Annotated in this window: 28 protein-coding genes and 1 riboswitch; of the genes, 13 read left to right on the forward strand and 15 right to left on the reverse strand. The window is 73.3% G+C overall.

Going from position 1 to position 26,537, the window contains the following annotated elements:
• Positions 1 to 14: 14 nt before the first annotated feature.
• From CUT44_RS05240 to CUT44_RS05255, 4 genes are read right to left on the reverse strand one after another with little or no spacing between them, the layout of a single operon-like run.
• Positions 15 to 1,037 (reverse strand): SpoIIE family protein phosphatase, encoded by a 1,023-nt coding sequence (locus CUT44_RS05240; protein ID WP_100200968.1) that lies wholly within the window; start codon positions 1,035 to 1,037, stop codon positions 15 to 17.
• Positions 1,022 to 1,477 (reverse strand): anti-sigma regulatory factor, encoded by a 456-nt coding sequence (locus tag CUT44_RS05245; RefSeq protein WP_100200969.1) that lies wholly within the window; start codon positions 1,475 to 1,477, stop codon positions 1,022 to 1,024. Before CUT44_RS05245 ends, CUT44_RS05240 begins: the two co-directional genes overlap by 16 nt.
• A 28-nt stretch (positions 1,478 to 1,505) precedes the next feature.
• Positions 1,506 to 1,919, reverse strand: a complete 414-nt coding sequence (locus CUT44_RS05250) for an STAS domain-containing protein (RefSeq protein WP_233221243.1) — start codon at positions 1,917 to 1,919, stop codon at positions 1,506 to 1,508.
• Complete coding sequence (locus CUT44_RS05255; RefSeq protein WP_100200970.1) at positions 1,916 to 2,788, reverse strand: STAS domain-containing protein; 873 nt, start codon at positions 2,786 to 2,788, stop codon at positions 1,916 to 1,918. The genes CUT44_RS05250 and CUT44_RS05255 overlap by 4 nt, the downstream gene beginning before the upstream one ends.
• Before the next feature lie 710 nt (positions 2,789 to 3,498).
• On the opposite strand from CUT44_RS05255, the gene CUT44_RS05260 reads away from it, so the two are divergent.
• The gene (locus CUT44_RS05260) at positions 3,499 to 4,485 is read left to right on the forward strand and encodes a sensor histidine kinase (RefSeq protein WP_199185617.1); all 987 of its coding nucleotides are present in this window, start codon (positions 3,499 to 3,501) and stop codon (positions 4,483 to 4,485) included.
• A gap of 258 nt (positions 4,486 to 4,743) precedes the next feature.
• On the opposite strand, the gene CUT44_RS05265 is transcribed toward CUT44_RS05260, so the two are convergent.
• On the reverse strand, positions 4,744 to 5,415 hold the full coding sequence (locus CUT44_RS05265) for a Type 1 glutamine amidotransferase-like domain-containing protein (protein WP_332888250.1): 672 nt from the start codon (positions 5,413 to 5,415) through the stop codon (positions 4,744 to 4,746).
• A 403-nt stretch (positions 5,416 to 5,818) separates the two neighbouring features.
• Here CUT44_RS05265 and dhaK point away from each other — a divergent pair, with 403 nt between their 5' ends.
• From dhaK to dhaM, 3 genes are all read left to right on the forward strand, one after another.
• On the forward strand, positions 5,819 to 6,805 hold the full coding sequence (gene dhaK, locus CUT44_RS05270) for a dihydroxyacetone kinase subunit DhaK (RefSeq protein WP_199185619.1): 987 nt from the start codon (positions 5,819 to 5,821) through the stop codon (positions 6,803 to 6,805).
• A 133-nt stretch (positions 6,806 to 6,938) separates the two neighbouring features.
• Positions 6,939 to 7,580, forward strand: coding sequence for a dihydroxyacetone kinase subunit DhaL (gene dhaL / locus CUT44_RS05275; RefSeq protein ID WP_100200998.1), 642 nt, complete (start codon positions 6,939 to 6,941; stop codon positions 7,578 to 7,580).
• On the forward strand, positions 7,577 to 7,999 hold the full coding sequence (gene dhaM, locus CUT44_RS05280) for a dihydroxyacetone kinase phosphoryl donor subunit DhaM (RefSeq protein WP_100200973.1): 423 nt from the start codon (positions 7,577 to 7,579) through the stop codon (positions 7,997 to 7,999). The genes dhaL and dhaM overlap by 4 nt, the downstream gene beginning before the upstream one ends.
• A 497-nt stretch (positions 8,000 to 8,496) precedes the next feature.
• Here dhaM and CUT44_RS05290 read toward each other — a convergent pair whose 3' ends face one another.
• From CUT44_RS05290 to CUT44_RS05300, 3 genes are all read right to left on the reverse strand, one after another.
• Complete coding sequence (locus CUT44_RS05290; RefSeq protein ID WP_100200974.1) at positions 8,497 to 8,688, reverse strand: hypothetical protein; 192 nt, start codon at positions 8,686 to 8,688, stop codon at positions 8,497 to 8,499.
• 86 nt (positions 8,689 to 8,774) lie between these two features.
• A complete protein-coding gene (locus CUT44_RS05295) occupies positions 8,775 to 9,260 on the reverse strand; it encodes a hypothetical protein (protein WP_233221244.1) in 486 nt (161 codons plus the stop codon).
• A gap of 184 nt (positions 9,261 to 9,444) precedes the next feature.
• The gene (locus CUT44_RS05300; RefSeq protein ID WP_100200975.1) at positions 9,445 to 9,912 is read right to left on the reverse strand and encodes an ATP-binding protein; all 468 of its coding nucleotides are present in this window, start codon (positions 9,910 to 9,912) and stop codon (positions 9,445 to 9,447) included.
• Between the two features lie 210 nt (positions 9,913 to 10,122).
• On the opposite strand from CUT44_RS05300, the gene CUT44_RS05305 reads away from it, so the two are divergent.
• From CUT44_RS05305 to CUT44_RS05315, 3 genes are all read left to right on the forward strand, one after another.
• Entirely contained in the window at positions 10,123 to 10,983 is an 861-nt protein-coding gene (locus CUT44_RS05305; protein WP_100200976.1) for a helix-turn-helix domain-containing protein, read from the forward strand.
• Positions 10,983 to 11,219, forward strand: coding sequence for a DUF397 domain-containing protein (locus CUT44_RS05310; protein WP_100200977.1), 237 nt, complete (start codon positions 10,983 to 10,985; stop codon positions 11,217 to 11,219). The genes CUT44_RS05305 and CUT44_RS05310 overlap by 1 nt, the downstream gene beginning before the upstream one ends.
• A 148-nt stretch (positions 11,220 to 11,367) precedes the next feature.
• Positions 11,368 to 12,201 (forward strand): SAM-dependent methyltransferase, encoded by an 834-nt coding sequence (locus tag CUT44_RS05315; protein ID WP_100200978.1) that lies wholly within the window; start codon positions 11,368 to 11,370, stop codon positions 12,199 to 12,201.
• A 283-nt stretch (positions 12,202 to 12,484) separates the two neighbouring features.
• Here the strand turns inward: CUT44_RS05315 and CUT44_RS05320 are convergent, their stop codons facing one another.
• Together CUT44_RS05320 and CUT44_RS05325 are read right to left on the reverse strand one after the other, a co-directional pair.
• The gene (locus tag CUT44_RS05320; protein ID WP_100200979.1) at positions 12,485 to 13,192 is read right to left on the reverse strand and encodes a hypothetical protein; all 708 of its coding nucleotides are present in this window, start codon (positions 13,190 to 13,192) and stop codon (positions 12,485 to 12,487) included.
• A gap of 1 nt (position 13,193) precedes the next feature.
• A complete protein-coding gene (locus tag CUT44_RS05325; RefSeq protein WP_233221245.1) occupies positions 13,194 to 13,796 on the reverse strand; it encodes an RNA polymerase sigma factor in 603 nt (200 codons plus the stop codon).
• A gap of 348 nt (positions 13,797 to 14,144) precedes the next feature.
• Here CUT44_RS05325 and CUT44_RS05330 point away from each other — a divergent pair, with 348 nt between their 5' ends.
• On the forward strand, positions 14,145 to 14,975 hold the full coding sequence (locus CUT44_RS05330) for an SAM-dependent methyltransferase (RefSeq protein ID WP_100200980.1): 831 nt from the start codon (positions 14,145 to 14,147) through the stop codon (positions 14,973 to 14,975).
• A 119-nt stretch (positions 14,976 to 15,094) separates the two neighbouring features.
• Entirely contained in the window at positions 15,095 to 15,736 is a 642-nt protein-coding gene (locus CUT44_RS05335; RefSeq protein WP_100200981.1) for a lysophospholipid acyltransferase family protein, read from the forward strand.
• A 59-nt stretch (positions 15,737 to 15,795) separates the two neighbouring features.
• On the opposite strand, the gene CUT44_RS05340 is transcribed toward CUT44_RS05335, so the two are convergent.
• The gene (locus CUT44_RS05340; RefSeq protein ID WP_100200982.1) at positions 15,796 to 16,674 is read right to left on the reverse strand and encodes an alpha/beta fold hydrolase; all 879 of its coding nucleotides are present in this window, start codon (positions 16,672 to 16,674) and stop codon (positions 15,796 to 15,798) included.
• Between the two features lie 209 nt (positions 16,675 to 16,883).
• Between CUT44_RS05340 and CUT44_RS05345 the strand changes: the two genes are divergently transcribed.
• Both CUT44_RS05345 and CUT44_RS05350 read left to right on the forward strand, forming a co-directional pair.
• Positions 16,884 to 18,923 (forward strand): AfsR/SARP family transcriptional regulator, encoded by a 2,040-nt coding sequence (locus tag CUT44_RS05345; RefSeq protein WP_100200983.1) that lies wholly within the window; start codon positions 16,884 to 16,886, stop codon positions 18,921 to 18,923.
• A gap of 433 nt (positions 18,924 to 19,356) precedes the next feature.
• Positions 19,357 to 19,557 carry a cold-shock protein gene (locus tag CUT44_RS05350; protein WP_100200984.1) on the forward strand — a complete coding sequence of 67 codons (201 nt, stop codon included), beginning with the start codon at positions 19,357 to 19,359 and terminating at the stop codon, positions 19,555 to 19,557.
• 100 nt (positions 19,558 to 19,657) lie between these two features.
• On the opposite strand, the gene CUT44_RS05355 is transcribed toward CUT44_RS05350, so the two are convergent.
• The 4 genes from CUT44_RS05355 to CUT44_RS05370 form a co-directional block, all read right to left on the reverse strand.
• Entirely contained in the window at positions 19,658 to 21,877 is a 2,220-nt protein-coding gene (locus tag CUT44_RS05355) for an NADP-dependent isocitrate dehydrogenase (RefSeq protein WP_100200985.1), read from the reverse strand.
• A 188-nt stretch (positions 21,878 to 22,065) separates the two neighbouring features.
• Complete coding sequence (locus CUT44_RS34680) at positions 22,066 to 23,190, reverse strand: transglycosylase family protein (RefSeq protein ID WP_332888251.1); 1,125 nt, start codon at positions 23,188 to 23,190, stop codon at positions 22,066 to 22,068.
• Positions 23,191 to 23,196: 6 nt separating this feature from the next.
• Positions 23,197 to 23,408, reverse strand: a riboswitch (cyclic di-AMP (ydaO/yuaA leader).
• Positions 23,409 to 23,880: 472 nt separating this feature from the next.
• Positions 23,881 to 24,489, reverse strand: coding sequence for a DM13 domain-containing protein (locus CUT44_RS05365; protein WP_100200986.1), 609 nt, complete (start codon positions 24,487 to 24,489; stop codon positions 23,881 to 23,883).
• Positions 24,490 to 24,665: 176 nt separating this feature from the next.
• Positions 24,666 to 25,079, reverse strand: coding sequence for an arsenate reductase ArsC (locus tag CUT44_RS05370; RefSeq protein WP_100200987.1), 414 nt, complete (start codon positions 25,077 to 25,079; stop codon positions 24,666 to 24,668).
• A 70-nt stretch (positions 25,080 to 25,149) separates the two neighbouring features.
• On the opposite strand from CUT44_RS05370, the gene CUT44_RS05375 reads away from it, so the two are divergent.
• Together CUT44_RS05375 and arsB are read left to right on the forward strand one after the other, a co-directional pair.
• The gene (locus CUT44_RS05375; RefSeq protein ID WP_100200988.1) at positions 25,150 to 25,464 is read left to right on the forward strand and encodes an ArsR/SmtB family transcription factor; all 315 of its coding nucleotides are present in this window, start codon (positions 25,150 to 25,152) and stop codon (positions 25,462 to 25,464) included.
• Positions 25,461 to 26,537 (forward strand): ACR3 family arsenite efflux transporter (gene arsB, locus CUT44_RS05380; protein ID WP_100200989.1); only part of this gene is annotated, 1,077 nt, incomplete at its 3' end. The genes CUT44_RS05375 and arsB, both read left to right, overlap by 4 nt.

Below are 26,537 nucleotides of genomic sequence, written 5' to 3' on the forward strand. Positions count from 1 at the left end.
GCACCTCTACGCCTCTACGCCGCCTGGGCGGCGAGCACGGTGGCGTCGTCGCGGAACCGCCGGTGGCCGTGGGCCAGGGCGGCGGCCAGCAGGGGCGGGGGAAGACGCGGCAGGAAGGAGGACGGGTCGCGGTCCCAGTGGGACTCCACCCCGTCGCTGTGCAGGACGATCGTCGTCCCGGGACGCAGCGTCAGGGTGCGGGTTCGCGGGGTGGGGACGTTCCAGCCGACGATGCCTGGCTGGCCGGTCAGCCGGTGATCCACCCCGCCGCCCGAGAGCAGCGCGGCACGGATGTTGCCGATCCCGCAGTACTCGGCGCGGTCGGAGTGCAGCCGCAGCACACCGGCGGCCGCGCCGCGGGTGTGGCGCAGCGCCCGGTGCAGCGAAGTGATGATCTCGGTCAGGGGGCGGTCGGGGGCGGTCCGGAAGGAGCGCAGCGCGGAGCGGGCCGCCTCCGCGGCCGACGCGCCGTGTCCCAGACCGTCGACGACCAGCGCGGTGAGCGCGTCGCCGGTGGCGGCGACGGCGTGGGCGTCCCCGCAGTGCTTCTCGCCCCGGGCGGGCAGCCGCACGGCTCCGACGTCCCAGTGCCCGGGCCGCGGCACCCCGGACACCGCCAGCCGGGCGCAGACCAGGGTCCCGGTCCCCCTCCGGGTGCGGATGGTGAACTCGGTGGCGATCCGGCGCACCGCGCCGAGCCCCGCTCCCAGCGAGCCGGTGGTGGTGTAGCCGTCGGCCAGGGAGCGGTCGAGGTCGCGGATGCCGGGACCGCTGTCGACAGCGAGGATCTCCATCCCCTCGCCGTACGGAAGCCGCTGGACGTACACCGTGCCGTCGACGGCGTGCTTGACCAGGTTGCTGGCCAGCTCGCTGGCGAGGACCGCCGCCTGGTCCGGCATGGCACCGGGCAGCTCGCACCGCAGCGCGCAGTCGCGTGCGGCGGTGGCCGCCAGATGGATCGCGCTCTCGTGATCGATGCGGATCTCGTCGGTCAGCCCCTCGATGGCCGCGGTCTGCCGGCTCACTGCGTGGTCCATCGAGTCACCCGGATCGTGGTGCCCTTCCCCGGCACGGTGTCCACCTCGAACTCGTGCATCAGGCGGCGGGCGCCGCCCAGACCGTGGCCCAGCCCAGCGCCGGTGGTGAAGCCGTCGACCAGGGCCTGCTCCAGGTCGGGAATGCCGGGTCCCTCGTCCCGCACCGTCAGCCGGATCCCGCGGCGGCCCGCGTTCCGCGGGAACTCGATGGTCACCGTGCCCCCGCCGCCGTGGATGTAGGCGTTGCGGGCCAGCTCGCTGGCGGCGGTGACGACCCGGGTCTGGTCGACGAGCCCGAACCCGGCCTCCACGGTGGCCGCCCGTACCGCGTGCCGGACCGTGATGAGGTCCTCGTCGGTGCGGACGGGGTGGGTGGCCGGAGCTGCGGCGGGGCTGCCGCCCCGTCCACCGCTCGCCTGGCCGGAACCTGTGCCGTTCATGAGAACCGCCGGGATGTCGACTGTCCGCTCACCCGAGGGTTTCACGTCGGGTCCCCCCTTCCGGGGGCCGCGGGGCGTGGTGCCAGCCGAGGACGGTCATCCCCTGCTCGGCGTTGAGAGCGGTCTCCACTCCGGTGAGCTGGAGTCCGAGTTCGGCGAGGGTGATCGCCACGGGCGGTTGCATGCCCGCCACGATCACCCGTGCGCCCAGCAACCGTGCCATGGTGCTCAGCTCCGTCAGGGTGCGTGCCACGAAGGAGTCGACGATCTCCAGCCGGGAAATGTCGACGAGCACGCCCCTCGCCCGCTCGGCGGCGATGCGTTCGGTCAGCTCCTCCGCGAAGACGGTCGCCGTCTTGTCGTCGAGCTCGTTGGCGAGGCCGGTGACCAGTACGTCGCCGAGCCTGACGATGGGCACATCCATGGTCCGGCGCCTGGTCATCGGTTCGTCGGTACCTTGGCGGACGGCGACTCCTGGTCGGTCATCTCGACCGCGGCGGCCAGGGCGTCGGAGAGGGTCGCCCGGGTGAGGATGGTGGACAGATCGATACCGAGCTGGGCGATGGTCTGGGCGATGGAGGGCCGGATACCGCTGATGAAGCAGTCCGCGCCCATCAGCCGGACCGCGTTGACGGTCTGGATCAGGTGCTGGGCGACCGCGGTGTCCACCGTCGGCACACCGGTGATGTCGATGATCACCACCCGGGCCTCATTGGTCTGAATGGACTGGAGCAGGTTCTCCATCACCACCTGGGTGCGCGCGGTGTCCAGGGTGCCGATCAGCGGCACGGCCAGGATCTGCTGCCACAGGTGCACCACGGGGGTCGACATCTCCAGCAGCTGGCGGCTCTGCCGCTGGATGATCTCCTCGCGGCGCTCGACGTACGCGTTGAAGGACAGCGCGGCCGCCTCGTCCAGCAGCCGGTTGATCGACAGCGCGACGGGGAACAGCTCCCGCGGGTCCTGGTTGTCCCGCTCCACGGCCTCCAGCAGCGCGTCCTTGAGCGCCAGGATGGCCAGGGAGGTGGCGGTGGGGTCGGCGCCGGCGCGCTCCCTGCGCAGGGACAGCTCCGCCAGCGCGTCGCGCAGCTCGCCGTGGGTGTCGAGCACGTTGTCCACCGCGCGGTCGCTGTTCAGCGCCCCGCCCAGCAGGACCAGCAGTGCGTCGGCCTCCTCGCGGAGCTCACTCTCGCCGATGCCGATGGCCGCGCGTTGCTGCTGCAACTGCACCCACCGGTCGGCGACCTCGTCGCCGCGCTCCCGCAGGGCGGTCGTCAACCGGTCTCGTACGGCCGCGTCGCTGGCGTTCACCACAGTCCCTCTCAGAGTCCCCCACCGCCGGGCGCCCGTCGCTCGGACCGGTCGGTGTCACCGGTCGGCGGGCCAGTACCCACCGCCCGTTTTGTTGCTGTCCGGCAGATGTTAGCAGCGGCCCGGAAGCCGGAAAGATCCCAACTCGAGCCGCTTCGGGGGCCGGTTCTGGTTCCGGCCCCTCCCTGGCCTTCCCGTAAACCGGCGCCTGATGCCTCCCGGTGACGGTTTCCTTCCACAGATCGTCCACGACCGCCGGGACAGGGCCGGGAACGGCCGGGGACAGGGTCCTGACCAGGTGTCTTCACACCCCCGGGGAGCCGGACGACCACTGCCGCTGTACTGTTCTTGCTGCTTTCCCCCTGCTTTCCCGCTGATTCACCCTGCTCTTCCCCCGCACCGGAGCCGGCCTCCGTGTCCTCCCCGCGGAGAACCCCGCCGGCTCCCGTTCCCTTGGGGAGGCGCAAAAAGACCGTGTGCGCGCGCTCCTCCTGGGCACACGCACCCTGGAGCAGAGCCGAGGACCGAGTGGAGGTGTTCACCGACGTACCGTTGTCGGCATCGCGACGGTGCCTCCGGCGTGCCCTCCCCGCCGGTACGGCCACCGGGGCGGACGCACCGACGTGTCGGCCCCCGGCCCGGACCGGGCCACCGACACCCGCGGCCGGTTCTCTCCCGCATACCCTCGCCACACCAGAGGTGGTCCCTCCGTGACCGAAACCGCTTGTTCCCCCACCGGGCGGGACGGCCTGGATCCTTTCGTCCACCCCGCGCTGTTCTACCGGACCCCGCAGGAATACCTCACCGGTGTGGGCGGCTTCGTCGACAGCGCGCTGAAGGCCGACGAACCCGTACTCGTCGCCGTTCCCGGACCACGGCTGCGGTTGCTGCGCGGGCATCTGGGGGCGGCCGCCGATTCCGGTCGCATCACCCTCGCGGACATGACCGAGTTCGGCCGCAACCCCGGCCGCATCCTGTCCGCCCTCCGCGACTTCGCCGACCGGCACACCGGCCGCCCCGTCCGGATCGTCGGGGAACCCATCTGGCCCCGGCGGTCCCGGGCCGAGATGGTGGAGGCCACCCGGCACGAGGCGCTCATCAACGCCTCCTTCGCCGGCCGTGACGCGACCATCCTGTGCCCCTACGACACGGCCGGGCTGCCCGCCGACGTGTGCGCCGAGGCCCACCGCACCCACCCGGTCCTGTGGGAGAACGGCATGGAGTGGCCCAGCCCGCACTACGCCGGACCGGAGGCCGTCAACGCGGACTGCGACGCCCTCCCCCTTCCCCCTCCGCCCGCGGACGCCCGGCTTCTGACGTTCGTCTCCGGCGACCTGGGCGAGGTCCGCCATCACGCCGACCGGCTGGCCCACGAGACCGGCCTGGACGTCCGGCGCCGGGGCGACTTCGTCCTCGCCGTCGGCGAGGCCGCCGCCAACTCCCTCGCGCACGGAGGCGGCCGCGGCACCCTGCTCCTGTGGGCCGAAGGGCCCTCGTGCCTGGCGGAGGTCCGCGACAGCGGGCGGTTCACCGATCCGCTGGCCGGCCGCCGCCGCCCGACGCTCGACTCCGCCGACGGCGGACGCGGCCTGTGGATGATGCACCAGCTCTGCGACCTGGTCGAGACCCGCTCCGCCGCCACCGGCCTGACCGTGCGGCTGCACATGACGCGTCCGGACGGCCTTTCCCGGCCGTAGCGCCGTCCGGTCCCCGCAGACCCGTTCGCGGTCCCCGTTCCCCGTGGGCCGCCCCGTCCGCATCCGGACATCGTCCGAGAGCACTGCCACCTCCGCCACCGGGTGGCTCCGGATCCGCCTGCCTCGCGGTCACGTTGCCCCACCTGCTCCCGGAGCGGCTCGCCGGGGCGGGGGCGGCGGCACCCCGCCTGCCTGCGGTGTGGGCGAGGACTTCACCCGGTGCCACCGGCCGACGAAGGCACGTCCGACGACGCGACGTCACGGCATACCGGGCAGTTGTGACCCGAACTTCTTCCACTGTCCTTCGGAGACCACCTCGACGGAGCCATCGACGACCTTGACAGCCGTCTGCTCGTCGATGGCGTAGGCCGGGACGCCGATGTCGGCGGCCCACCGCTCCGCGTCGGCCAGGGTGTTCTGCGGGAAGGCGTCCAGGTGCGGGAAGAGCGAGAAGTCGACGACTCCCAGGGTGCGGTCGTCCGGCGCGGACGGCCACTCGACGAAGTACGTTCCGATCCGGGGCGTCATCACCATGCTTCCGGCACTCACTCCCACCCAGACCTTGTCGGGCAGCGACGGCAGCAGGCCGGCCAGTCCGGACTCCCGCATCCAGTGGCACAGGTATGTCGCGTCACCGCCGTCCACCAACAGCAGGTCGGCCTCCCGGACCCACGGCACCCACCGCTCCGCGCCGATGGTGGGCAGCGCCGTGAGCTCGAGGACGCCGACCGACGCCCAGCCCAGGCCGGACAGGTGCCGCCATGCGGGACCACCGGCGATGAGGCCCCGTACCGATGCCGGTCCGCACTTCGGGTGGCCCCACTGTGCCGTCGGGACGCACAGGGCGTGGCACTCGGCGATCGGCTTGCCGAGGAGCCGCACGAGCGCCGCGTGGATGCTCGGGTTGGTGATGCCGCCTGACGTGAGCAAGAGCTTCAAGGTTCCTCCAGGTTCGCGCGGTGGGTGGACGCAACTGAAGACCCGGGACCACGCCGGAACTCATCGCCCGGGACCGGGACCGGGCCCCGGTCCCCTGGTCCTGTCGCCAGGAGCCGCTCACCTTCGCCGACTCGCTCGGGACACCGGCTCACGTGACCTTCACCACCGCAAGGCCGATACTGCCTCTCGTGGGACTCCGGTCGGCATGCCGTCGAACCGTCACAGGGTCCTGACACAGCCTCACAGAAGCCAGCACTGAATCGGCATCGATACCGTCACAACCCGCTTCCGGCCCCTGTGGACCACCCGGATCGAAACTGTCCAGACATGCTCTGACCAGCAAGAACGCAGACCGACGACCCGCCCGCTAGGTTTACTGGAGGCACCCGTGAAGATGCTGATCAACGTGCCGGAGACCGTGGTGGCGGACGCGCTGCGCGGCATGGCCGCGGCGCATCCCGAGCTGACGGTCGACGTCGAGCGCCGGATCGTGGTGCGGCGGGACGCGCCCGTCGCGGACAAGGTCGGCCTGGTGTCCGGGGGCGGTTCGGGGCACGAGCCGCTGCACGGCGGCTTCGTCGGGCCCGGGATGCTGGACGCCGCCTGCCCCGGCGAGATCTTCACCTCCCCCGTCCCCGACCAGATGGCACGGGCGGCGGCGGCCGTGGACAGCGGCCGGGGCGTGCTGTTCGTGGTGAAGAACTACACCGGTGACGTGCTGAACTTCGACATGGCCGCCGAGCTGGCCGAGGACGAGGGGGTGCAGGTCGCCAGGGTGCTCGTCGACGACGACGTGGCGGTGACCGACAGCACCCACACCGCCGGGCGGCGCGGCACCGGCGCCACGCTGTTCGTGGAGAAGCTGGCGGGCGCCGCGGCGGAGGAGGGCGCTCCCCTGGAGCGGGTGGCGGCGGTCGCCCGGCAGGTCGGCGAGTCCTCGCGCAGCTTCGGCGTCGCGCTGAGCGCCTGCTCGACCCCGGCCGTCGGCGGCCCCACCTTCGACCTGCCGCCCGGTGAGCTGGAGCTGGGGGTGGGCATCCACGGCGAGCCCGGACGGGAACGGCGGGGCATGATGACCTCCGGGGAGATCGCCGACTTCGCGGTGGACGCGGTACTGACGGACCTGCGCCCCGGCGGCCCCGTCCTGGCGCTGGTCAACGGCATGGGCGGCACTCCGCTGGTGGAGCTGTACGGGTTCGCCGCCGAGGTGCACCGGGTACTGGCCGAGCGCGGGGTGGCCGTGGCGCGCACCCTCGTCGGCAACTACGTCACCTCCCTCGACATGGCCGGCTGCTCCGTGACGCTGTGCCGGGCGGACGAGGACCTGCTGCGGCTGTGGGACGCACCCGTACGCACCCCCGCGCTGCGCTGGGGCATGTGAGCGGGATCCGGCGGGAAGGACATCCGGGCGTGCCGCGGTCCCGGACAGCCGGCCGGGAGCCGGGCACCGGCAGGAACGACGCGAGGAGACCGTGGTGACCGTCGCACTGGACGCCGACTTCTTCCGCCGCTGGATGTCCGCGGCGGCGGCCGCCGTGGCCCGGGAGGAGCGGCGGCTGACCGAACTGGACTCCGCCATCGGCGACGCCGACCACGGCGGCAACCTGCGGCGCGGCTTCACCGCCGTCCTCGCCGCCCTGGACGAGGAGAAGCCCGCCGCCCCCGGCGCCGTACTCGCCCTCGCCGGGCGGCGGCTGATCTCCACCGTCGGCGGCGCCTCCGGCCCGCTGTACGGGACGCTGCTGCGGCGCACGGGCAAGGCGCTGGGCGACACCGCGGGCGTGGACGTCCTCCGGTTGCGGGACGCGCTGCGGGAGGGGGTGGACGCGGTGGCCCGGCTGGGCTCGGCGGCCCGGGGCGACAAGACGATGCTGGACGCGCTGTACCCGGCGGTCGAGGCGCTGGACGGCTCCGCCGGGTCGTTCCGGGCGGCACGTACGGCGGCCGAGGAGGGTGCCGCCGCCACCGTGCCGATGCGGGCCCGCAGGGGGCGGGCGAGCTATCTGGGCGAGCGCAGCGTCGGCCACCAGGATCCCGGCGCCACCTCCGCCGCGCTGCTGTTCGCCACGCTCGCCGAGACCGCGGACACCGTTCCCGGGCACGCCGGGCGCACCCGGGATTCCGGGGATTCCGGGGATTCCGGGGAGGCGGCATGAGCGGCACGGAGAGCGGCACCGGCCCGGTCGGTATCGTGCTGGTCTCGCACAGCAGGCAGGTGGCCGAATCCGTCGCCCGGCTCGCCCTCGGGCTCGCCGGCCGCGTCGTCGCGCTCCCGGTGGAGGCCGCCGGCGGGACCGAGGACGGGGCGCTGGGCACCAGTTCCGAACTGATCGCCGAGGCGGTCCGCCGGGCCGACCGGGGCGCGGGGGTGGCGGTGCTGGCCGATCTGGGCAGCGCGGTGCTGACGGTACGCACCCTGCTGGCCGAGGAGGGCGAGCTGCCCGAGGGCACCCGCCTGGTGGACGCGCCCTTCGTGGAGGGCGCGGTCGCGGCCGTGGTCACCGCCTCCACCGGCGCGGACCTGGACGCGGTGGCGGCGGCCGCGGCGGAGGCGTACGGCTACCGCAAGCTCTGATCGGCGGCCGGCGCCGTTGTACCCGGGTGTCAGCGGGCATGCCTCCTGACACCCGGTCCGGGGCGCGTGAACCCCACCGGGGCTGATCGGAACCGGACTGTTCTGCTCGTTCGTGTTCGGAAGGGTTGACCGCGGCGGCCCGCTCCGCATGCTGGCGCGCATCGCCTCCGGCCGCTGGACCATGTCCACCGGCCACGAACTGCCCGCCTCCCCCGGCACGGCACCGTCGTCCCCGTCGGCCGGGCCGAGTACGACCGGCTCGCCACCCGGTAGGCCGCCCACCGCCGTCCCGCCCGCCCCGGTGAGAGGGGGTGCGCCGGCCGTGGACGGCCGCCCCCTCGGGACGGTTCCGCCTCCCCCGGTTCACCGCCCGGGCGGGTGCCCCCGTCTGCCGTCACCGGACCGTGCGGGCCCCGGGCGTCCGAACCGCGCCGCCGGGCCCTCCGGGTCCGCGGGGCGCCGGGCGGGCGGCACCGGGCCGGGGACGCGTGTCCCGTTCATCCCGAGTGGGTCCCGGGGCTGATGATCTCGTCCAGCACCGCGCGGACCGCCGCGAAGGCGGCACGGCGCCCGTCCGCCGGTTCCCCCGGTCCGCCGCCCTCGCCGGGACCGGCCTCCTGTTCGGCGGCCCAGTCCCGTGCGACCCGGATACGGCGGAGAAGTTCGTCTGCGTCCACGACATCGGCCATGAACGGAACCTACCCGCCCCGGGCACATCGCAGCCGGGGGAGAACCGGGAAAGCCGGGGCAGGCGGAACGAGCGGTGCCGGACCGCTCAGCGGCTCGACACGGGAAAGACGTCCACCGGACTGCTGTCCCCCCAGTCCGGGCGGATGCCCACGGCGCTGCACAGCGCGATGTAGAGCATGACGGGATGGGTGTACGGCACGTCGTCGTCGGGCCAGTGGGTCAGCCGCGGCCCCGGGTGCCCGGCCCCGGGGCCGGTGACGAAGGCGCCGACCGAGTAGCGCGCCACCGCCGACCAGGCGATGCCGATGTCGGCCTGCGCGGGCACGATCCACCACCACCGCTCGGCGTCGGTGAAGACGCAGCCCGTCCGGGGCAGGGCGCGCCTGACCCGGAGGCCGAGACCGGCGCTCACCCCTACGGCGTCGTACCCGAGTGGGGCGGACAGGGCGGGCGGCAGCCGCAGACGTTCCCCGCGCTGTCCCGCCCGGGCCCCGCGGCCCGGCCCGGACAGACCGGGCAGACCACGGGTGAACCTGGCCAGCAGGCCGGGGCCGCGGTGCGGCCTCAGCACGGCACGCCGGGGGCTAACGGCACCGGACCGCCGCGGTGCGGCGGCGCGGGGACCGCGCGTCCGGTCCCTCCGCCCCTTCCGTTCCCTCTCCTTGCTTCCGCCACGCCCGCTCCCGCCACGCCCGCTCCCGCCACGCCCGCTCCCGCGGCCCCCGTCGGTCGCGCACCCACCGGCTGTCCGTACATCAACGGCCCCCTTCCACTGCCAGCGGCAGACGGGCCCACACCGACCAGCCGCGGCCGGGCCCCCCGTCGCGGATTCCCCATGCGGTGCTCACGGCCTCCACCAGGAGCAGCCCGCGGCCGTGCTCCTCCTCCGGTAATCGGGTGCACGGATCCGGACTGCCCGGACCATGGCCGCACACCTCGATGTGCACCGATCCCTCTCCCCCGCCCGCAGCGCGCTCCTCGCGCACCTCGCACGCCACCGATTCGCTGTCCGTGTGCACCACCACGTTGGTGAACAGTTCCGACACCACCAGCACGGCCGTGTCGCGGGTCCCCTCGCCCACCCCCCGGCGGCCCAGCAGCCCGCGGAGCCGGCGGCGCGCCTCCCCCGCCGACTCCGCGCGGGCCGGCAGGACGAAGCCGTCCCGCCACGGCGGGAGGCCGACGGATCCCGGGACGGGGAGTTCGGTGTCGTCGGATGCCACGGCCGGTCCTGTGGGGCGGGGAAGGCGGCAGTCACGGGGCGCGAAGACCACCCCGGACCGCGGCGAAGTGAACCCTGTCACAACATCACTATGCTTCCGGGCCACCGCAGTTGGCAAGGGACACTATGAAGAGTGCATAGTTTCGGATGCAGGGTGTTCGCACTGCGGACGGCATGGCACACTGCGGGACATGGCCAGGAGAGAAGCAAGGTGAGTGAGCCCCGCTCCGCCCCGACCGTGGGCCAGCTCGTACTGGGCAGAAGGCTGCAGGACCTGCGCGAGAAGGCCGGCCTCAAGCGCGACGAGGCAGCGCGGATCCTCCATGTCACCTCCGCCACCGTCCGCAGGATGGAGACGGCGGAGGTCGCCCTGAAGATCCCGTACGTGAAGCTGCTGCTGGAAGCGTACGGAGTGACCGGGACCGACGCCGAGGCGTTCGTCGCGCTCGCCGAGGAGGCCAACAGGCCCGGCTGGTGGCAGCGGTTCCGCGACGTCCTGCCGGACTGGTTCAGCGTCCACGTCAGCCTGGAGAGCGCGGCGAAGGTCATCCGGGCCTACGAGCCGCAGGTGGTACCCGGCCTCTTCCAGACCGAGGAGTACGCCCGGCACATCCTGCGCGCCGGAGCCGTGGGCCGCTCCGACCCGCGCGAGGTCGAGCGGCTCGTGGCGCTGCGGATGGAGCGTCAGCACCTGCTCGCCAGGCACGACGCCCCGCACCTGTGGATCCTGGTGGACGAGACCGCGCTGCGCCGCCCAGTCGGTTCCCCGGCCGTCATGCGCGCCCAGGTCGACCGGCTGCTGGCGGACGCCGAGCGGCCGAACGTCACCCTGCAGATCGCCGAGTTCTCCTCGGGGTTCCACCCGGGCACCTACGGGCCCTTCGTCCTGTTCCGCTTCGGTCTTCCCGAACTCCCGGACATGGTCTACGTGGAGTACCTGACCGGAGCCGTGTACCTGGACGAGCGCAACGAGGTGGCCTCCCACCTCGAACTGCTGGACCGCATGTCGGCCCAGGCCGCGACCGCGCGCCGTACCAAGGAGATCCTCCGGGGTTTCCGCGAGGAGCTGTGATGGACCGCATATACAACGGCATGCGAGCCAGCGACCTCGGCACCGAGGGCTGGCGGAGGCCGTGGAGCGGCGGCAACGGCGGCAACTGCGTCGAGGTCAGGAAACTTCCCGACGGGCGGGTCGCGTTCCGCCAGTCCACCGATCCCGACGGTCCGGCGCTGATCTACACCCTCGGGGAGATCAGCGCGTTCATCCGGGGCGCCAAGGCCGGACAGGCGGATTTCCTGCTCTCCTGACGCTCCCGGAGGGGCACCGCGGCGGGTGCCAGGCCTGCCCGCCGCGGGGCCCCGCCACCGACGGCCGCCGGTGGCGGAAACCGGACCCGGTGGCCGTGCACGGCCCGCATACTGACGTTCACTCACACGAGCCGGAGGAGCACTGCGCATGGCCGAAGACATGAGCTGGACCCGGAGTCCGTCGGGACAGGAGCCGGTGGAGATCGACACCTCCGTCCCCAGTATCGCCCGGGTCTACGACGCCTTCCTGGGCGGCAAGGACCACTACCCGGTGGACCAGGAGATCGCCGACCAGGCGGCCAAGGCCTTCCCCGACGGCGGGGAGGGCGCGCGGACCAACCGCAGACTGCTGGTCCGCGCCGTCCGCTATCTGGCCCGTCAGGGCATCGACCAGTTCCTCGACATCGGCTCGGGGCTGCCCACCGCGCAGAACACCCACCAGGTGGCCCAGGAGATCAACCCGGAGGCGAGGGTCGTCTACGTCGACAACGACCCGATAGTCCTCGCCCACGGCCGGGCGCTGCTGGAGAACGACGACCGCACCGTCGTGGTCACCGCCGACATCCGGGAACCCGACTTCCTGCTGAACCACCCCGACGTGGCCGGGATGCTGGACACCACCCGCCCGGTGGGCCTGATCATGAACGCCGTGATCCACCACCTCCTCGACGAGGAGAATCCCGACGGCCTGGTGGAGACCTACAAGAAGTGGCTGCCGCCGGGCGGTTACCTGCTGCTGACCCACTTCTGCTCCTCCACGCCCGAGGCCCGCGGCCTGGAGTCGGTGCTGCGCCAGGCCCTCGGCCGGGGACGACTGCGGAGCATGGCGCAGATCGCCGGCTTCTTCGAGGGACTGGAGATGGTCGAGCCGGGCGTGGTCTACCTGCCCTACTGGCACCCCGACGAGCCGGTGAAGGCCCCGCTGGACATCGCCGGGCTGCTGGTCGCCGGCGGCCTGGGCCGCAAGCCCTCGGGCGAGTAGGCCCGCGGCGGCGCACGCCGCCGCGTGAGGAGGCCACCGCGTCCCTACGGGGCGCCGAGCCGTACGGCCGCGGATCCGCGGGCCCCGTCGTCCCCCACACGGCGGGGCCCGCCCCTCCTCGCCCTTCCGTCCCGGTCCTGCTCCTTCCGGCTCCGCCCGTCCGCCGGGTCACCTGCCCGGCCGTATGCCCGGACGTTGGCCCGTTTGGCACACTTTTCTTAGGTGGCGGCGCTTTCTCGCGTGGTGGCGCCCCGCGCGGCGGGGCCCCGCCGGTTCCGCGCGCTCAGCGCGGTCGCGCCCTGGCCAGTTCCCCGGGCAGTCCGGGCGCGGGTTGGGGGATCTCACCGAAGTCCTCGTCCTCGCCGGTGACGCGCAGCCGGTTGAGGACGGCCTCCACCGCGGCGGGCAGCCGCGGGTGGCGCCCCCGGTGGCACTGCCTGAGGAGGTCCCGGCGGATGCCGTCGGGCAGGAGGAGGTCGCACCGCGGGGCGGGCCCGGTGGCGGGGGTACGGAGCGGGCGGGGAGTGCGCGCCAGCCGGGCGGCCTGTTCGCGCCAGTGGTCGGCGTCCCGGAACTCCGCCAGGCTCCGGTGGTACAGGCACAGACAGAAGGCCGCGGTACGGCTGCCGCCGCCGGCCGCGAACTGCCACCAGAACTGGGCGGCCTCCCGGTGACCGGTCAGATGGAGCAGACAGGCGAAGACCAGGGCGCCCTCGGGGTCCGCGCGCCGCCGGTCGGCCAGGCCCGCCAGGACGGCCGCCGCCTCGGGCGCTCCCACGATCAGGGCGATGGCCAGGTCGAGGTCGTGGACGGCCTGCTCCCGGGCGGTGCGGTACCGCCATCCACGGGCCGCCGTCGGCGGCCACGCCGGCGGCTCGGGGACCGCGTGGCCGCGGGTCACGGCGCAGCCGTGGCCGGAGGGCGCCTCGCCCGGGATCTCCGCCTCCGCCAGCAGGGTGTCGATCGTCCGGTGTCCTTCGGTGCCGCGCACGTTACCGCTCCCCCGCCCTCTCGCCGCCGTGCAGGTTCATCCTGGCCGCCAGTTTCCGCTTGGCCTGCCGTGCCTGCGAGCGCACCGTGGCCCGGACCGTGCCCAGGTGCTCGGCCACCTCCTCGTCGGTGCAGCCCAGAACGTAGCGCAGAACGATGACGTCGTGCTGCCGTTCGGGAAGCCGGGTGATGGCCGAGTACAGGCTCATCCCGCTCTCCAGGACCTCGAACTCGTCCCGCAGTTCGGGCAGCAGCCGTCCGCGGCAGACGGCGTCGAAGGAGGCCGTCTCCGCCAGGGCCGGTTCCCGGCCGTGCTCGTCCAGCCAGTCCCGTATCCGCTCCTTGAGCACCGACCAGGCGTAGGCGGAGACCGACTCCTGCGCCAGCGCGTGGGTCCAGTTGTGCAGCAGGTGGCTGCAGGTGGCGTCCACCACCGCCTCGGCGCCGGCGCGCAGGCCCACCTGTGTGCGGGCATAGCGCAGCCAGAGGCCGTGGTGGCGTTCGTGGAAGGCGTCGAAGGTCAGGGCCATCCGGCGGCGGGGCTCCGGGGTGTGCGGGCAGTCGTCGTCCAGTCCGAGGGGTGTGTCGTCAGAGGTGTTCACCACGGGTTGTTCCCGGCTTCGTGAGGGGGTCCGTCGGGATCGTCTGTCGCGGGCGTCCGGTACCGGCCGGGCACCGCGGACTCCGCCGTGCGGGACGGCCGCCGGCGCGCGGGGTTCTGGTTCTCCTCCGTCAGCCAATCCGATCGCGGGGCTCGCTGCATACCGGTTTCCGAAAAAAGAGCCGAGAGTAATAGTGTGACTACCGTTACGGCAGGTGAAGGAGGACGGTACAGTACGTCCCCCTCCCCAACCACCCCCGGTACGCGGTGCGTTGGGGCGGACCGCGGACTTCCCGGACCTCCGGTCGGGACGGCGGCGGGACGAGACGGCGAGACGAAGGGCAGGCTGCGTATGTCCGAGACGGTCGGCGACGGTCCGGTCGATCTGGAGGTCGATCTGGAGCTGGACCGGGCGCACTCCGCCCGCATGTACGACTACTACCTCGGCGGCCACACCAACTTCCCCGCCGACCGGGAGGCCGCCGGCCGGGCCGTCGCGGTCTTTCCCGCCGCACTGTCGGCCGCCCGCGTCAACCGGCGGTTCATGCAGCGCGCCACCCGCCGCCTGGCCACCGCGGGCATGCGCCAGTTCCTCGACGTCGGCACCGGCATCCCCACCTCGCCGAACCTCCACGAGATAGCCCAGGAGGTGGCGCCGGAGGCCCGGGTGGTCTACGCGGACAACGACCCCATCGTCCTCGCCCACGCCCAGGCCCTCCTGCGCGGCCATCCCGCCGGACGCACCGCCTACTGCCAGGCCGATGTCACCGACCCGGCCGCCCTGCTGGCCGCGCCCGAGGTGCGCGGGACCCTCGACCTGGACCGGCCGGTGGCGCTCAGCCTCATCGCGGTCCTGCACTTCGTGCCGGGCGAGCACCGGGCGCACGAGATCGTCGAGCACTTCAAGGCGGCCCTGCCCGCGGGCAGCACCCTGGCCGTCAGCCATGTCACCGCCGAGTTCGACCCGGAGGGCGTCACCCGCGCCACCGAGGCCTACCGGGCCGCCGGAACACCGGCGCAGGCCCGTACCAAAGAGGAGTTCACCCGCTTCTTCGACGGCTGGGAACTGCTGGAACCGGGTGTCGTCCCCTCCCACCGCTGGCGCCCCGACCCCGTCGACGGAGCAGGCAACATCACCGACGCCGAGGCCGCCTGCTACGCCGCGGTGGCCCGCAAGCCCTGAGCGCGCCCGTATCCGGACGCGGTGTGGTGAGTACGGGTACTCAGGCGCCGGCGGGCGTCCGGCGGCGACGATGGGGGCGCCGCCCCCCGTCGGGCCCGCACACCTCGGAGGGACCTCTCGTGCTCAGTACCGTCGCCCGTACCGTCGTTCCCGTACTCGGCCGTCTGCGGGTCACCACCGACCCGGACGCCGACATCGCCCCCGGCAGCATCATCGCCGCGAACCACACCTCGCTCGTCGACCCCGGGGTCGTCCTGGCCGCCCTCCACCGGCTGGACACCGAGCCGGTCGTCCTGGCGACCGCCGGGCTGTGGCGGGTGCCGGTGCTGCGCCGGATACTGACCCGCGGGGGTCATGTGCCGGTGCACCGGGGCACCGAGCGGGCCGTCCTGTCACTGCGGGACGCCGCCGAGGCGCTGGAGGCCGGGAGGACGGTCCTGATCTACGGCGAGGGGGGACTGCCGCGCCGCCCGGACGCGGCCGAGGCGGAGCCCGGTCCGTTCCGCAGCGGACTGGCCCGGCTGGCACTGGCCACCGGCGCCGCGGTCGTCCCGCTCGGGCAGGCCGGCTCCCGCCGGATCAGTTCCGGGTCCGCGGCCAAGCAGGTCGCCGGATTCGTCACCGCGCCGCTGCGGCGCCCCGACGTCCATGTGCACGTCGGGGCACCGCTGCGGCTGTCCGGCGATGTCGTCACCGCCACCGTGCGGGCCCGCCGCGCGGTCGTCCAGGCCTGGCGGACCGCGGCGGACCGGGCCGCCTGACCGGCCGGGCCCGCCGCGCCCGCCCCGGGTCGCCCGGCCCCCCCGGCGGCCCGGAGCCCTCAGCGGGCCAGCAGTCTCCGCAGCGCTCCGGCGACCTCGCCGGGGGCCTCCTCGGCCATGAAGTGGCCGCAGGTGACGGTGGTGTGGACCAGATCGGGTGCCCAGGCCCGCCACAACGCGGCGGCGTCGTAGCCCAGCGCGGCGCCCCAGTCCTGCTGGAGCACCGTGACCGGCATTCCCAGCCGGCGGCCGGCGGCGCGGTCGGCCAGGTCGTGTTCGACGTCGATGCCGGCGGAGGCCCGGTAGTCGGCCGTGATCGAGGGCACCGCGGCCCGGCAGGCGTCCAGGTAGGCGGCGCGCACCTCGGCGGGGATCGCGCGCGCGTCGCCGGTCCAGGCGTCGAGGAAGTGGCCGAAGAACCCGTCCGCGCAGGCGGTGATCATCCGCTCGGGCAGTCCGGGGGGCTGGGCCATCAGGTAGAGGTGGAAGCCCACGGCGGCGGTGACACCGTGCATGACGTCCCACATGTCCGCGGTGGGGAGCACGTCGAGACAGGCGAGGTGGGTGATCCGGCCGGGGTGGTCGAGTCCGGCGCGGAAGGCCACCAGGGCGCCGCGGTCGTGCCCGGCCAGCGCGAAGCGGTCGTGCCCCAGTTCGCGGGCCAGGGCGACGATGTCGGCGGCCATGGTGCGCTTGGCGTAAGCGGTCCCGTCGGTCTCGGCGGGTTTGTCGCTGGCCCCGTAGCCGCGCAGGTCGGGGCAGATCACGGTGTGCCCGGTCGCGAGGTCGGCGGCGACGTGCCGCCACATCAGATGCGTCTGCGGAAAGCCGTGCAGCAGCACCACCGGGGTGCCCGAGCCGCCGACGGCCGCGTTGAGGGACACTCCGTCGGCGACGGGGACGCGCCGCTGGTCGAAACCGGGGATGGCAGGCGACATGGTCCGCCCTTCCGTGCTGGATCGAGTGGTTCGGGTGGTTCGGGGCCGCTCCGGAGTGCCCGGGGCCGCCGGGTGCCCCAGCCTGCCGGGCGCGGATGAGCACCGGATGAGCGCGCTACCGTGACCTGGGAGGATGCTCCGGAACGGCGGACCGGCCGGGAGGGGTCCGGAGACCGGGAAGACCGGGAAGACCGGGAAGGGAGCCTGCGGTGCGGGTCTCGTTCGGCGTGCTGGGGCCGGTGGCGGCCTGGGAGGAGGGCACCGGGAACGCCCTCGCCCTGCGAGGCCCCCGGCACCGCGCGGTACTGGCCCGGCTGCTCGTCGCCCGTCGCCGCGTCGTCCCGGTCACCCGCCTGGTGGAGGATCTGTGGGCGGAGCCGCCCGCCGACGCGGTGGGCGCGGTGCGCACCTTCGTGGCCGCGCTGCGCCGCGCACTGGAGCCGGAGCGGCCGCCCCGCTCCCCGGCCCGGCTGCTGGTCACCGAGGGCCCTGGGTACGCGCTGCGCGCCGCACCGGAGACGGTGGACGCCTGGTGCTTCGAGCAGGCGGTGGCCGCCGCCGCGGCGCTGCCGCCCGGGGACGCCGCCGCCCGGCTGAGCCAGGCGCTGGACCGGTGGCGCGGCCCCGCCTACGCCGGGCTCTCCGGCCATCCCTGGGCCCGTGCGGAGCGCTCCCGCCTCACCGGGCTGCGGCTGCACGCCGTCGAGCGGCTGGCCGAGGCCCGGCTGTCCCTGGGGCTGGCGGCCGAGGCGGCGGCGGACCTGGACGCGCACACCGCCGGGCATCCCTGGCGCGAGGACGCCTGGCGGCTGCTGGCCCTGGCCCTGTACCGGTCGGGCCGCCAGGGCGACGCGCTGGCCGTCCTGCGCCGGGCCCGCACGCTGCTGGCCGAGCAACTGGGCGTGGATCCGGGTCCCGGGCTGCGCGCCCTGGAGGCGGACATCCTCCACCACGCCGACCGGCTGGACCCCGGCCGGGGCGGCGCGGCGGAACGGGTGTGGGAGCGGGCGGCGGCCGCGTACGACCGCGCCGTGCCGGCCGGGTCACGGGGCCGGCTGGAGTCGGCGGTGGTGCTGCTGCGCGGGCTGGCGGTGACCGGGGGCGGGGGCCTGCCCGCGGCCCGCCGGCACCGGGTGGCGGCGATCGAGGCGGCCGAGGAGCTGGGCGATCCGGAACTGACCGCCCGGGTGATCGGCGCCTACGACGTCCCGGCGGTCTGGACCCGGCTGGACGATCCGGAGCAGGCCGCGCGGGTGGTCACGGCAGCCGAGCGCGCCCTGGCCGCCCTGCCGGCCACGGGCCATGCGGCGGCCCGGGCCCGGCTGCTGGCCACGATCGCCCTGGAGTCGCGCGGCACCGGGGGCGCCCGCGGCCCGCAGGCCGCCCGGCAGGCGGAGGAGCTCGCGCGCCGGCTGGACGATCCGGCCCTGCTGGCGTTCGCCCTGAACGCGGTGTTCATGCAGACCTTCCACCGGACCGGCCTGGCGCCGCGCCGGGACGCGGTCGGCGCCGAGCTGGTCACCCTGTCCGCCCGGCACGGTCTGGTGACGTACGAGGTGCTCGGCCGGCTCGTCCGCCTCCAGGCGCGCTGCGCGCTGGCGGACTTCGCCGGGGCCGACCGCCACGCGGCCGCCGCCGACCGGCTGGCCGAACGCCATGAACTGCCGCTGGTGGGGGTGTTCACCCGGTGGTACGGCGCGCTGCGGCTCGCCGCGACCGGCGGTACGGTGCGGCGGGCCGAGGCGGCCTACCGGGACGCGGCCGCCACTTTGGCGGGCTGCGGCATGCCCGGGCTGGAGCAGGGCCTGCTGCCGCTCGCGCTGCTGTGCCTGCGCGTACAGCACGGGCTGCCCGCTCGGGGCGGCGCGCCGGACGGGCCGGACGACGGGCCGGACGGCTTCGGCCCGTACACCCCCTGGGCTCGTCCGCTGGTGCTGCTGGCCGCGGGGGACCGCGCGGCGGCCGGCGCCGCGCTGCGCGAGGTCCCGGACCCGCCGCGCGGTCTGTTGCTGGAGGCCCTGTGGTGCCTCGTCGCACGGGCCGCCGTCACCCTCGGGGACCGGGCGGCGGCGGAGCGGGCGCGGGACGCGCTCGCCCCGGCGGCGGCGGAGCTGGCCGGGGCGGGCAGCGGTCTGCTCACCGCGGGGCCGGTCGCGGGTTTCCTGGACGAGCTCGCCGCCGCGCTGCGCCGTGCTCCCCGAGGGGACGGAGAGAGCGGGCCGCCGCCCGGAAACACACCAGTGACGTAGATCACACCTGTTTGCACCGCGAGGGACGGAATGCCCGGTACGGGATGACCGTTGAACCCTTCGCGGGTGCCGGTGGCGGGACAGTGTCCCCGGGCCTCACCCACCGCCTGCAGGGAAGATCGTTCGGCTGAAGCCCCGCAGCGCCCTCCGCCGCGAAGGCGACCGCCGCCACCGCGCCCGCACCCATGGACCGGCGCCGGCCAGGACTCCCCCGACCTGGCCGGCGCCTCGCCGTGTCCGGCGGCAGCGGAACGCCGAAGTGCGTTTCGCCATGGATCGCTGTATTTTTTATGTGTATGTGCGTTCCGCAGGCTCGCGAAGAACGACGTCGCGGGCGCGTCGTCCTCCTCCGGGTCTTCTGGGGAGCCGCGTCCAGGACCGGCCCGGACCCGCGTGGTGCGGGGTCCGTGCCCACCGCTGTGAGGAGCGAGAGATGACTCAGGGAACCGTGAAGTGGTTCAACCCGGACAAGGGCTTCGGCTTCATCGCCCGCGAGGACGGACCGGACGTCTTCGTGCACTACTCCGAGATCGAGGGCGGCGGCTTCCGCAACCTGGAGGAGAACCAGCGGGTGGAGTTCGAGGTGGTGCAGGGCCCCAAGGGCCCGCAGGCCACCGGCGTCCGGCCGCTCTGAGCCCGGCCGGTCCCGGCGGCCGGGCTCAGAGCGGCCGCCGGGGAGGCGGCAGGGGCCGGCACCCTCGGGTGCCGGCCCCTGCCGTGTCCTGTCCCGTGGCTCAGCCCAGCGTCTCCAGGGCCTGGTTGAAGGTCTTCGACGGACGCATGACCGCCGAGGCCCTGGCCGGGTCGGGCCGGTAGTAGCCGCCGATGTCGGCCGGCGAGCCCTGCACCGCGACCAGCTCGTCAACGATCGTCCGCTCGTTCTCGGCCAGCGTCGCGGCCAGCGGCCCGAACGCCTCGGCGAGCCGGGGGTCGTCGGTCTGCCGCGCCAGCTCCTGCGCCCAGTACAGGGCCAGGTAGAAGTGGCTGCCGCGGTTGTCGATGCCGCCCAGGCGGCGGCTGGGCGACTTGTCCTCGTTGAGGAAGGTGGCGGTGGCGCGGTCGAGGGTGTCGGCGAGCACCTGGGCGCCCGCGTTGCCCGTGGTCTGCGCGTAGTGCTCGAAGCTGACCGCCAGCGCGAGGAACTCGCCCAGGCTGTCCCAGCGCAGGTAGTTCTCCTTGACGAGCTGCTGGACGTGCTTGGGCGCCGAACCGCCGGCCCCGGTCTCGAACAGGCCGCCGCCGTTCATCAGCGGGACGACGGAGAGCATCTTGGCGCTGGTGCCCAGCTCCAGGATCGGGAACAGGTCGGTCAGGTAGTCGCGCAGCACGTTGCCGGTGACCGAGATGGTGTCCTCGCCTCGGCGGATGCGCTCCAGGGAGAACCTGATCGCGTCGACCGGGGCCATGATCTCGATCCGCAGGCCCTCGGTGTCGTGCTCGGCCAGGTATGTCCGGACCTTCTCGATCAGCTTGGCGTCGTGGGCGCGGGTCTCGTCCAGCCAGAACACCGCCGGGTCGCCGGTGGCGCGGGCGCGGGTGACGGCGAGCTTGACCCAGTCGCGGATCGGGGCGTCCTTGGTCTGGCACATGCGGAAGATGTCGCCGGCGCCGGCCTCCTGCTCCAGGAGCGTGTTGCCCGCCTGGTCGACCACCCGCACCGTGCCGGTGGCGGGGATCTCGAAGGTCTTGTCGTGGCTGCCGTACTCCTCGGCCTTCTGCGCCATCAGCCCGACGTTGGGCACCGAGCCCATCGTCGCGGGGTCGAAGGCGCCATTGGCGCGGCAGTCGTCGACGACGGCCTGGTAGATGCCCGCGTAGGAGCTGTCGGGCAGGACCGCGAGGGTGTCGTGCTCCTGGCCGTCCGGGCCCCACATGTGGCCGGAGGTGCGGATCATGGCCGGCATGGAGGCGTCGACGATGACGTCGCTGGGGACGTGCAGGTTGGTGATGCCGCGATCGGAGTCGACCATCGCCAGGGCCGGGCCCTCGGCCAGCTCGGCCTCGAAGGACTCCTTGATCCTCGCGCCCTCGGGCAGCGACTCCAGGCCCTTGAGGATGCCGCCGAGCCCGTCGTTCGGGGTCAGGCCGGCCCGGCTGAGCGTCTCGCCGTACTCGGCGAAGGTCTTCGGGAAGAAGGCGCGCACGGCGTGACCGAAGATGATCGGGTCGGAGACCTTCATCATGGTGGCCTTCAGGTGCACGGAGAACAGCACGTCCTCGGCCTTGGCCCGGGCCACCTGCGCCTTGAGGAACTCGCGCAGCGCCGCCACCCGCATGACGGCCGCGTCCACGACCTCGCCCGCCAGCACCGGCACCGACTCGCGCAGGACGGTGGTGGTGCCGTCGTCGCCGACCAGCTCGATGCGGAGCGAGCCGTCCTGGGCGATGACCGCGGATTTCTCGGTGGAGCGGAAGTCGTCCTGGCCCATGGTGGCGACGTTCGTCTTCGACTCGGCGGTCCAGGCGCCCATGCGGTGCGGGTTCGTCCTGGCGTAGTTCTTCACCGAGGCGGGGGCGCGGCGGTCGGAGTTGCCCTCGCGCAGCACCGGGTTGACGGCGCTGCCCTTGACCTTGTCGTAGCGGGCGCGGATCTCGCGCTCCTCGTCGGTCTTCGGGTCGTCCGGGTAGTCCGGGAGCGCGTAGCCCTGCTCCTGCAGCTCGGCGACGGCCGCCTTCAGCTGCGGGATGGAGGCCGAGATGTTCGGCAGCTTGATGATGTTCGCCTCGGGCGTCTTCGCCAGTTCGCCGAGCTCGGCGAGCGCGTCGCCGATCCGCTGGTCCTCCCTGAGGTACTCGGGGAAGACCGCGATGATCCGCCCGGACAGGGAGATGTCCCGGGTGTCCACCGTGACCCCGGCCTTCGAGGCGTACGCCTGGACCACGGGCAGGAACGAATACGTCGCCAGGGCAGGGGCCTCGTCGGTGTGCGTGTAGATGATGGTCGAGTCAGTCACCGGGTGCTCTCCGCTCCACGTCTGCAACATTGCTCGACATCAAGATATCTCGTGGACCCCGCTCCCCTCGACTCTCCCCTCCGCTCCTCCGCGGTCCTCACCCGATCCCCCTCCCGGCGGGGAGCCGCCCGCCGGGAGAGGAATCGGTCCGGACACGCGGCGGGGGCCGCCGGGACGGGCCGGTGCGGTCAGTACGGTCCGTTGACGTTGTCGATCGACCCGTAGCGGTCGGCCGCGTAGTTGCAGGCGGCGACGATGTTGGCGACCGGGTCGTACTGGCTGTTGGCGGTGCCCGGCACGTGGTAGGCGTCGAAGGTCGGCTTGATGACCTGCAGCAGCCCGATGGAGGGGGTGCCGCGCTGGGCGTTGATGTCCCAGTTGTTGACGGCGTTCGGGTTGCCGCTGGACTCCCGCATGATGTTGCGGTGGATGCCCTGGTAGCTGCCGGGGATGCCGTGGGCCCGCATGATGTCCAGGGCCTCGCGGATCCAGCCGTCCAGGTTGTCGGAGTAGGCCTTCGCCGACTGCGGCTGCGCGGACTGCCGGGCCTGCGCGGCGGGCCGGGCCTGGTCCTGCTTCGGCGCGGCCTTCTTCGGCGCGGCGCTCGGCGTGGCACCGGACCGGGAGGACCGGTCGGTGTCGAGGGTCAGCCGCTGGCCGGGGAAGATCCGGTTCGGGTCGTCGCCCACCGTCTTCCGGTTGGCCTCGTAGACCGCCTCCCAGCCGCCCTCGACGTCATGGCCGGTGGCGATGCCGTAGAGCGTGTCACCGCTGAGGACGGTGTAGGCGGCGGGGCCGGCGGACTTCCGCTCGGCCGCGGCGGCTCTCCCGCCCTGCCGGCTCTGCTGGGCCTGCTGGGTCTTTCCGGTCTGGGTGCGGACCTCGGAGCGCTGCCGGTCGGCGGATCCGGCGTCCGGCGTACCGCCGTCCCGGCTGAGGCCGGCCGCGGGCCCGCAGGTGGGCCAGGCGCCCGGGCCCTGCATGTCGAGCAGCTTCTCGGCGGCGGCGATCTGCTCCGCCTTGCCGGCCAGGTCGGCGCGCGGCGCGTACCGGGTGCCGCCCGCGGCCTCCCAGCTGGACTGCGAGAACTGCAGCCCGCCGTAGTAGCCGTTGCCGGTGTTGATGGACCAGTTGCCGCCGCTCTCGCACTCGGCGACCTCGTCCCACACGGCGGCGGGGGCGGCGTTCGCACTGCCCGCGGTGAGCAGCGGCGCGGCCACGCCCGCGCCACCGGCGGTGAGGACGACGGAGAGGCGGGAGAACTGACGGGAGATCACGGGTGTGCGCGGACGGCGGTGTCGGCCTCGAGACATGGGGGGATGTCCTCTCCTACGCCTGCGAGGTTAGCTGTCGGATTCGGGCTGGAGTTGCCCGGCCGTTCCCGGTGCGCCGAGGCGCGCCGGGGAGTGGCTTCACCCCGAGCCGTACCGGCGGAAGGCACGGTACGGCGGATATGTGGTTTCCCCGCTCCTGCCGCGTTCGACTGTGGTCCGTCCCCCGACCGGGCGGCAGGATTCGGCGTACCGGCGGTGGGGCCTCCGCCCTGGGACCGGAGGCCAGGAAACATAAACACAACCAATTCCCGGAAACAAGGGACCAAAAATTCACCGGGCCACACGATCACCGCAGGCCGGTAAAGGGCGGCCACGGTACGTGGCCGGTCTCCTCCCGTGAGTGAGAGGCCGCCCGGCCCACCGGTCGGCCCAAAGCCCTCCGGAAATCGGGGAATCGGGAACGGGAGGCGGGGTTTCCCGCCGGAAGGCGCCCGCCGGGAAAACGGGGAAGTGATTCACGACACACCCGCCGGCCGGATTTCTTTACATCACCCGATCAGGCACTTTGCGTACCTCTCCGGAGAATACCGGAGAACAACCGCACCCTTTCCGGGAATTATTTCACCTTTCAGCCCACCGTGCCCCTTTCAAGGGATCCGGGCCTTTCGTCCGCTTCCGGGAGGCCGGCCGGGGCCCCGACCCGCGCACCCGGCGGTGGCCGACCGCCCGTCAGGCACGGGTCAGTTCCGCCGCACCGAAGGAGACGTCGAAGCGGTCGCACCAGATGCTCACACTGGTGAACCCGGCCGGATCGACGTCGTCGGGCAGCGGGTAGTTCTGGTCGCCCCTGTTCCCCTTGAGCCTGCCGAGGCTGACGTACTTCCCGTCGTCGAAGACGCTCCAGCCGGCCCGGCCCTCCTTCACCGGCGCGTCGGTCAGCCAGACGTACAGGTCCGGGCCGTTGCTGGTGTCGAGACCCTCCAGGCGCAGGACGTGGGAGCCGTCCGCCAGCCGGAGCAGCCGTACGGAACCGGAGGTGGTGTGCTCATGGCTGATCAGATCACCGCCCGCCAGCGTCCGCGGCCCTCGCGGTGCGGACGGCGCGGACGGCGCGGACGGCGCGGACGGCGACGGCACCGGGGAGGCGTCCCCGGGCGGCGCGGAGGCCGTCGGTGGAGCCGCCGTGTCCGCGGCGACGGGCAGGGCCTCCTGGACGGTCTCGTCCTGCCACAGCTTCCACGGCTGGAACCAGTACAGCCCCACTCCGGCCGCCACGACGGCCAGCACCACCACTCCCGCGACCACCGGCCTGCCCAGCGCCTGGCGCACACGTCCCATCCCGCTCCCCTCCTCCTGGCCCGTACCTCGGTCCGGCACACCATTCAACGCGGCCGGCGGCACCCGCGGGCCGTTCGGAGGATGACGGAACCCTTACGTCTCCCCGGCGCTCCGGCCGCTCCGGGGGCACGCCGGAGGCAGGACGCGACCGCGTCCCGGCGGGCCGCACACGACGGTCACCGGCCGGGCTCCGGGGCGATCTCGGCGATCAGGCCCTCGATACGGGTCCTGATCTCGTCGCGGATCGGGCGGACCGCCTCGACCCCCTGCCCGGCGGGGTCCTCCAGCTTCCAGTCGAGGTAACGCTTGCCGGGGAAGACCGGGCAGGTGTCCCCGCACCCCATGGTGATCACGACATCGGACGCCTGGACGGCCTCGACCGTCAGCACCTTGGGCACCTCGGCCGACATGTCGACGCCGGCCTCGCGCATGGCCTCCACCGCGGCGGGGTTGACCTGCTCGGCCGGGGCGGACCCGGCCGAGCGGACCTCCACGCGGTCGCCGGCCAGGTGGGTCAGCCAGGCGGCGGCCATCTGGGAGCGGCCGGCGTTGTGAACGCACACGAACAGCACGGACGGCTTGTCGGACATCACGGACTCCCTGCCTCACGACGACTCCCGGGAGTGGCATCATCCCCGGCTGATGTGAGAGTATCAGCGCATGATGACGTCAGTCGACACTGACCTGATCCGGGTGCTCGCCGACCCGCTCCGCATGCGGATCGTGACCCTGCTCGCCACCGAGACGCTGTGCACCACGCATCTGGTGGCCGAGACCGGGGCCAAGCAGACCAATCTCTCCAACCATCTGCGGGTGCTGCGCGAGGCGGGTGTGGTGGAGACCGAGCCCTGTGGCCGGTTCACCTACTACCGGCTGCGCCCGGACATCATCGAATCGCTGGGCCGCTCCCTGCAGGAGCTGTCCCGTACCGCCCGGACCACCCGCGCCGCCGAGACGAAGAGGCCCTGCCCATGACCACCGCCGAAGAGACCACCAGACCGGCGGACGAAGCCGGCGGCATCGTCACCAGGCTCTCCACCCTGGACCGCTTCCTGGCGGTGTGGATCCTGCTCGCCATGGCCGTCGGCCTCGGGCTGGGACGCATGACCCCCGGCCTGAACGACGCCCTGGCCAAGGTCGAGATCGGCGGGATCTCCCTGCCCATCGCGCTCGGCCTGCTGATCATGATGTACCCGGTGCTGGCCAAGGTCCGCTACGACCGCCTCGACGCCGTCACCGGCGACAGGAGACTGGTCGTCACCTCACTGGTCGTCAACTGGCTCATCGGCCCGGCCGTGATGTTCGCCCTCGCCTGGATCTTCCTGCCCGACCTGCCCGAGTACCGCACCGGCCTGATCATCGTCGGACTCGCCCGCTGCATCGCCATGGTCATCATCTGGAACGACCTGGCCTGCGGCGACCGCGAGGCCGCCGCCGTCCTGGTCGCCCTCAACTCCGTCTTCCAGGTCCTCGCCTTCGGCCTGCTGGGCTGGTTCTACCTCGACCTGCTCCCCGGCTGGCTCGGCCTGGGCAACGGCGAGGCCCTGGACATCTCCATGTGGGAGATCGCCCTCAACGTCGTCATCTTCCTCGGCATCCCGCTGCTGGCCGGCTTCCTCACCCGCCACCTCGGCGAGAAGAAGATGGGCCGGGAGAACTACGAGCGGCGCTTCCTGCCGAAGATCGGCCCCTGGGCGCTGTACGGCCTGCTGTTCACCATCGTCATCCTCTTCGCCCTCCAGGGGAAGACGATCACCTCCCAGCCCCTCGACGTCGCCCGCATCGCCCTGCCCCTGCTGGTCTACTTCGCGCTGATGTTCTTCGGCACCTTCGCCCTGGGCAAGGCCCTCGGCCTGGCCTACGAACGCACCACCACCCTGGCCTTCACCGCCGCCGGCAACAACTTCGAACTGGCCATCGCCGTCGCCATCGCCACCTTCGGCGTCACCTCCGGCCAGGCCCTGTCCGGCGTCGTCGGCCCCCTCATCGAGGTCCCCGTCCTCATCGCCCTGGTCTACGTCGCCCTCGCCTGGCGCAAGAAGTTCACC

It is taken from the genome of Streptomyces carminius (assembly GCF_002794255.1).
Taxonomy (GTDB): Bacteria; Actinomycetota; Actinomycetes; order Streptomycetales; family Streptomycetaceae; genus Streptomyces; species Streptomyces carminius.

Bases quoted from the DNA above. Each gene is read 5' to 3' on its own strand.
- CUT44_RS05240 (WP_100200968.1), bottom strand. From the start codon at position 1,037: ATGGACCACGCAGTGAGCCGGCAGACCGCGGCCATCGAGGGGCTGACC.
- CUT44_RS05245 (WP_100200969.1), bottom strand. From the start codon at position 1,477: ATGAACGGCACAGGTTCCGGCCAGGCGAGCGGTGGACGGGGCGGCAGC.
- CUT44_RS05250 (WP_233221243.1), bottom strand. From the start codon at position 1,919: ATGACCAGGCGCCGGACCATGGATGTGCCCATCGTCAGGCTCGGCGAC.
- dhaK (WP_199185619.1), top strand. From the start codon at position 5,819: ATGCTGATCAACGTGCCGGAGACCGTGGTGGCGGACGCGCTGCGCGGC.
- dhaL (WP_100200998.1), top strand. From the start codon at position 6,939: ATGTCCGCGGCGGCGGCCGCCGTGGCCCGGGAGGAGCGGCGGCTGACC.
- dhaM (WP_100200973.1), top strand. From the start codon at position 7,577: ATGAGCGGCACGGAGAGCGGCACCGGCCCGGTCGGTATCGTGCTGGTC.
- CUT44_RS05290 (WP_100200974.1), bottom strand. From the start codon at position 8,688: ATGGCCGATGTCGTGGACGCAGACGAACTTCTCCGCCGTATCCGGGTC.
- CUT44_RS05310 (WP_100200977.1), top strand. From the start codon at position 10,983: ATGGACCGCATATACAACGGCATGCGAGCCAGCGACCTCGGCACCGAG.
- CUT44_RS05315 (WP_100200978.1), top strand. From the start codon at position 11,368: ATGGCCGAAGACATGAGCTGGACCCGGAGTCCGTCGGGACAGGAGCCG.
- CUT44_RS05330 (WP_100200980.1), top strand. From the start codon at position 14,145: ATGTCCGAGACGGTCGGCGACGGTCCGGTCGATCTGGAGGTCGATCTG.
- CUT44_RS05340 (WP_100200982.1), bottom strand. From the start codon at position 16,674: ATGTCGCCTGCCATCCCCGGTTTCGACCAGCGGCGCGTCCCCGTCGCC.
- CUT44_RS05350 (WP_100200984.1), top strand. From the start codon at position 19,357: ATGACTCAGGGAACCGTGAAGTGGTTCAACCCGGACAAGGGCTTCGGC.
- CUT44_RS34680 (WP_332888251.1), bottom strand. From the start codon at position 23,190: ATGTCTCGAGGCCGACACCGCCGTCCGCGCACACCCGTGATCTCCCGT.
- CUT44_RS05365 (WP_100200986.1), bottom strand. From the start codon at position 24,489: ATGGGACGTGTGCGCCAGGCGCTGGGCAGGCCGGTGGTCGCGGGAGTG.
- CUT44_RS05370 (WP_100200987.1), bottom strand. From the start codon at position 25,079: ATGTCCGACAAGCCGTCCGTGCTGTTCGTGTGCGTTCACAACGCCGGC.
- CUT44_RS05375 (WP_100200988.1), top strand. From the start codon at position 25,150: ATGATGACGTCAGTCGACACTGACCTGATCCGGGTGCTCGCCGACCCG.